The sequence below is a fragment of the Cupriavidus sp. 86D6 genome, from assembly GCF_057815095.1.
The window spans coordinates 1-3,845 of record NZ_JBYPSB010000034.1; the positions used below are offsets into that span (position 1 = coordinate 1).

Annotated in this window: 4 protein-coding genes; all 4 read left to right on the plus strand. The window is 64.3% G+C overall.

Annotated features, from left to right (window positions below):
- The first annotated feature begins 104 nt into the window (after positions 1–104).
- Complete coding sequence (locus AC3G88_RS29275; RefSeq protein ID WP_488771375.1) at positions 105–584, plus strand: VOC family protein; 480 nt, start codon at positions 105–107, stop codon at positions 582–584.
- A complete protein-coding gene (locus tag AC3G88_RS29280; protein ID WP_488771346.1) occupies positions 581–1,801 on the plus strand; it encodes an FAD binding domain-containing protein in 1,221 nt (406 codons plus the stop codon). The genes AC3G88_RS29275 and AC3G88_RS29280 overlap by 4 nt, the downstream gene beginning before the upstream one ends.
- Positions 1,802–1,832: 31 nt before the next feature.
- Positions 1,833–2,216: a DUF485 domain-containing protein gene (locus AC3G88_RS29285; protein ID WP_488771345.1), complete on the plus strand. Its 384-nt coding sequence runs from the start codon at positions 1,833–1,835 to the stop codon at positions 2,214–2,216.
- Positions 2,213–3,845, plus strand: a 1,633-nt coding sequence (gene actP / locus AC3G88_RS29290; RefSeq protein ID WP_488894479.1) for a cation/acetate symporter ActP, incomplete at its 3' end; no start/stop codon positions are given. The genes AC3G88_RS29285 and actP, both read left to right, overlap by 4 nt.

Sequence of the window (3,845 nt, forward strand, 5' to 3'; positions counted from 1 at the left end):
GTGAGCAAGGGTAAACACTACCGTTCCGGAGCTTGGCTGCGTCCCTCTTCCGAACTACATTTATCACACGATCACTAATCGATCGATAATTTGTTGGAGACAGCATGGCGATCACCAAGCTCGCACACTATTCAATCCGCACGGCGGACCTCGAACGGTCGTGCGCATTCTACGAACGCATTCTCGGGTTCCGGCGTGGGTACCGGCCGCCGTTCGACTTCCCCGGCGCCTGGCTCTACATGGGCGACGACGAACGGGACTTCGGCACCGTGCACATCATCGGCATCGACCCGAGCAATCCGGCGGGGCTGACTGCCTATCTCGGCGACAAGGCGTTGCCGGAAGCCGGCACGGGCACCGTCGACCATATTGCCTTCCTGGCGACTGGCGTCACTGCCATGTGGCAGACGCTACGCGCCGAGGGCATCGCCTGGCGCGACCGCACCGTCCCCAGCCTGGGCTTGCACCAGGTATTCATCGAAGACCCGTCCGGCGTCACCATCGAACTCAACTACCCCGCCGAAGAAGTGGCAGGCCTGGCACTGCCGCAGCAATCGCAAGCCGAAGCAGGAGCCACAGCATGACGCCCATCCCATCATCCCCACGCAAGGCCATCATCATCGGCGGCTCCGTAGGCGGGCTGTTTGCCGCCAACCTTTTGACACGGGCTGGCTGGGAAGTCGAGATTTTCGAGCGCACGCCCGAAGCGCTGACCGGTCGTGGGGCCGGCATCGTCACGCACCCGGAACTGTTCGAAGCTTTGGCCGCTGCCGGCGTGACCGTCGACGACAGCATCGGCGTCTCGGTCAATACCCGCGTGACGCTGGCTCGCGATGGTAGTGCGGTTTCGGATCGTGAGCTGCCCCAGACGCTGACCGCCTGGGGCAAGATGTACGAGGTACTGGGTAAGGCGTTTCCGGATCTCTATCGCACCGGCGCGCATGTCACGGCGGTGGCATCGCACACCGGCCATGCGGAAGTCACGCTGCAGGATGGCTCGATACACCGCGCCGACATGGTGATCGCCGCCGATGGCTTCCGGTCCACTATCCGGGAACAACTGCTGCCGGCCGCTCAGCTGGAATACGCAGGCTATATCGCCTGGCGCGGACTGGTCGACGAGACCGACCTGACACCGGCGACGCACGCCGCGATATTCGACAAGTTCGCGTTCTGCCTGCCGCCGCATGAACAGATTCTCGGCTACCCGGTGGCTGGCGAGCGCAACAGCACCACGCTGGGCCAGCGACGGTTCAACTTCGTGTGGTACCGCGCCACCAGTGCCAACCAGTTAGCCGATCTGCTCACAGATGCCAACGGCAAATGCTGGTCCACCGGCATTCCTCCGGGCCTGATCCGTCCCGAGGTCATCGCCGACATGGAAAGCGCAGCGACTGACCTCCTAGCGCCCCAGTTTGCCGAAGTGGTGAGGCGGACTGCACACCCGCTGTTCCAGCCGATCTATGACCTCACCGTTTCGCAAATGGCGTTTGGTCGCGTGGCCCTGCTGGGTGACGCCGCCTTCGTGGCGCGGCCCCATTGCGGGATGGGCGTCACCAAGGCGGCCGGCGATGCGATGGCGCTCGCGCGCGCGCTGTCGGACGCGCCGACCATCGAGGCCGGGCTCGAAGCCTACAGCGCCGAACGCGTGCAGGTGGGCCAGGCCATTGTCGAGCACGCCCGCCACCTTGGCGCCTACATGCAGGCCCAACTGAAGAGCGACGAAGACCGCGCCATGGCCGAACGCTACCGAACCCCGGAAGCGGTCATGCGCGAGACCGCCGTGTCGCGCCGGTTCTGACCGCCAAGGACAACAACACAAGGAGACAACCATGCCTCAAGCCGCCCCACAGACCGCGCCCCCCGTCGCGCCTTACAACACCCATGAAGACCCGGAGGCCATCGACGCCCCGCTGGCACCGCATCCAATGTTGGGCCGCGCCGATTTCGAGCGACTGCACCGCACCCGGCGGCGCTTCTCGTGGTCACTGACCGCCGCGATGCTGCTGGTGTACTTCGGCTTCATCCTGACGCTGGCCTTCCGTCCCGACCTGCTCGCCATGCGGCTGGTACCGGACCAGCCGATGAGCATCGGCATTCCCGTCGGTTTCGGCATGTTCGCGTTCACCTTCGCGCTCGTCGCCATCTACGTGTATCGCACCAACACGGTCTACGACCGGATGATCGCGGACATCCGCGACGGAGAGCCGTCATGAATCGCACGCGCGCCTCTTTTGCCTTCTGCGCCGTACTGACGGTTGCCACGCCCGCCCTGGCTGCCACGCCGCCGGTGGGCCAGGGCCTGAACGGCATCGCCATCGCCATGTTCGTCGTCTTCGTGGTGGCCACGCTGGCCATCACTCGCTGGGCGGCCCGTCGTAACAACAGCGTGGCCGACCACTATGCCGCCGGCGGCAAGATCACCGCCATGCAGAACGGCTGGGCGATCGCCGGCGACTACATGTCCGCCGCCTCGCTGCTAGGCATCTCGGCGCTGGTGTTTACCAGCGGCTATGACGGCCTGATCTATTCCATCGGCTTTCTGGCCAGCTGGCCCATCATCCTGTTCCTGATTGCCGAGCCCTTACGCAATCTGGGGCGCTACACGCTGGCCGACGTGCTGTCGTATCGGCTGCGGCAACGGCCGATACGTGCGTTCTCGGCGTCGAGTTCCATCGTGATCGTGCTGCTGTACCTGGTCTCGCAGATGGTCGGTGCCGGCAAGCTCGTGGAACTGCTGTTCGGCTTCAACTACACGTCGGCTGTGGTGCTGGTTGGCGTGCTGATGGTCGTCTACGTGTTCTTCGGCGGCATGCTGGCCACCACCTGGATCCAGATCATCAAGGCGGTCATGCTGCTGGCCGGCTGCGCGTTCATGGCGTTCATGGTGATGAGCCGCTTTGGCTTCAGCCTGAACAGCCTGTTCGACCATGCCATCGCCGCCCACGGGAAGCAGGAAGCCATCATGCGCCCGGGCGGTCTGGTCTCCGATCCGGTCTCGGCGGTGTCGCTCGGTCTGGCGCTGATATTCGGCACGGCGGGGTTGCCTCATATCCTGATGCGCTTCTTCACGGTCAGTAACGTCAAGGCCGCGCGCAAGAGCGTGCTGTATGCCACCGGCATCGTCGGCATGGGCTACGCAATGATCATCATCATCGGCTTCGGGACGATTGCGCTGGTCGCCAAGGATCCGCTCTATCACACGCCTTCTGGCGCGGTGATTGGCGGCATCAACATGGTGGCCGTACACCTGGCCCACGCCGTGGGCGGCAGCGTTTTCCTGGGGTTCATCTGTGCGGTGGCGTTCTCGACAATCCTCGCCGTGGTGGCGGGCCTGACGCTGGCGGGCTCCTCCGCCATCTCGCACGACCTGTATGCCACGGTGATCTGCAAGGGCCGCGCGTCGGACAAGGACGAGATGCGTGTGTCGCGCATCACCACGCTGGTACTGGGCGTGCTGTCGATCCTGCTGGGCATCCTGTTCGAGAAGCAGACCATTGCGTTCATCGTGAGCCTGACATTCTCGATTGCTGCCAGTTCCAACTTCCCCGTGCTGCTGCTGTCGATCTATTGGCGCGGCCTGACTACGCGCGGGGCGGTCATGGGCGGCATGATGGGCCTGATTACCGCCGTGGTGCTGACGATCCTGAGCCCGACGGTATGGGTGCAGGTGCTCGGGCACGCGTCGGCCATCTATCCGTACGAGTATCCGGCACTGTTCTCGATGCTGGTGGCGTTTGCAGGCATCTACGTGTTCTCGGTGACCGATCGCTCAGCGCGCGGCGCGTGGGAACGCAACGCCTACCAGAACCAGCGCGTGGACTGCGAACTCGGTATCACGGCCA